Genomic DNA, 1,392 nt, shown 5'->3' with positions numbered 1-1,392 from the left:
CATCAGGCCGGTGCGCCCGCATCTTGGGGTTGGGCCTCCCTCGCCGCAGACATCCGGCGAAAGGTTGCCAGCGCCTGTCCGACAACCTGATCCATGTTGTAGTAGCGATAAGTCGCCAATCTGCCGACGAACCACACATCCGGCGTCTCGCCTGCAAGCCGCTCATATTGCTTGTACAAGCGTTCGTTCTCGGCCTTGGGGATTGGATAGTACGGATCTCCCTCGGCCGACGGATATTCATAAGTTACCGTGGTTTGCGCATGATCCTGGCCGGTCATGTGCTTGTATTCGGAAATGCGGGTGTAGTCCTGTGTCATAGGAAAATTCACCGTGCCGACCTCCTGGAAGCAGCGCGTGTTCAGCGTCACGTGCTCGAACTTCAGCGACCGGTAAGGCAGCCTCCCGTAGTAAAAGTTGAAATATTCGTCGATTTGCCCGGTGTAGATCAGCCGTCGGTGGGGGATTTTTGACCGGACGTCCTGATAGTCAGTCTCCAGCATCACCTCAATATTTGGATGATCGAGCATCTTCTCGAAGAGACGGGTGTAGCCGTCCTTCGGCATGAACTGGAGCTCGTCGGTAAAGTAGCGATCGTCCCGGTTCGTGCGGGTGGGGACGCGTGCAGTGACCGACCTGTCAAGCTCCGACGGATCCATGCCCCATTGCTTGCGCGTGTATCCGCGGAAGAACTTTTCATAGAGTTCGCGACCGACCTTCGAGACGACCACATCCTCCGATGTCCGGACCTCCTCGACCACTTCGGCGCGTTCAGTGAACCAGCCCTCCAACTCCTCCGACGTGAGATTGAGCCCGTAGAGCCTGTTGACGGTATCCAAATTGATGGGAATTGGCACTCGCATCCCGTCCACCTCGGCCAGGACCCTATGTTCGTAGGGACGCCAGTCCGTAAAGTGCGACAGGTAGTCGAAGATCTGCTGCGAATTTGTATGAAATATATGCGGCCCATAGCGATGCATCAGCACGCCGGCTTGGTCATGCATATCGTAGGCATTGCCGCCAATATGGTCGCGTCGATCAACAACCAGCACCTTTTCGTTGAGCTGGCTCGCTATCCGCTCGGCAAGAACCGAGCCTGCAAATCCGGCACCCACGATCAACCAGTCATACATCGAGCTACTCTGCAGCCGGAGGAAACGAAACGGACAAGCCTTCGGTCGCCAGCGCTGTCTCACGCTGGATGGCCGAAGTCTCGCTTGCGGTCAATTTTGCCATCAGCTCCGAGAACTCGCACAGGAACCACTCTTCTGTCAGGGCAGTCAGCAGTGTCGAACGCGCGCTCGAGGCGATGGCTGCTCTTTCGGTTTCATTTTCCAGATAGAAAGCGCACTGCTCCTCCAGATCCGAATAGTCCCAGCGGACCGGGACATAGGT

General features: G+C 56.7%; 1 protein-coding gene and 1 pseudogene. Both read right to left on the bottom strand.

From position 1 onward, the window contains the following. Positions 1-2 precede the first annotated feature (2 nt). Complete coding sequence (glf, locus tag AC1DUU_RS32010; protein ID WP_476787315.1) at positions 3-1,130, bottom strand: UDP-galactopyranose mutase; 1,128 nt, start codon at positions 1,128-1,130, stop codon at positions 3-5. 4 nt (positions 1,131-1,134) lie between these two features. Further along, positions 1,135-1,392, bottom strand: a pseudogene (locus AC1DUU_RS32005) (hypothetical protein); the annotation flags it as partial.

The organism is Aminobacter sp. P4_H6_2 (genome assembly GCF_056400805.1).
The sequence above is the reverse complement of the archived record's forward strand: the minus strand, read 5'-3'. Positions and strand labels throughout refer to the sequence as shown.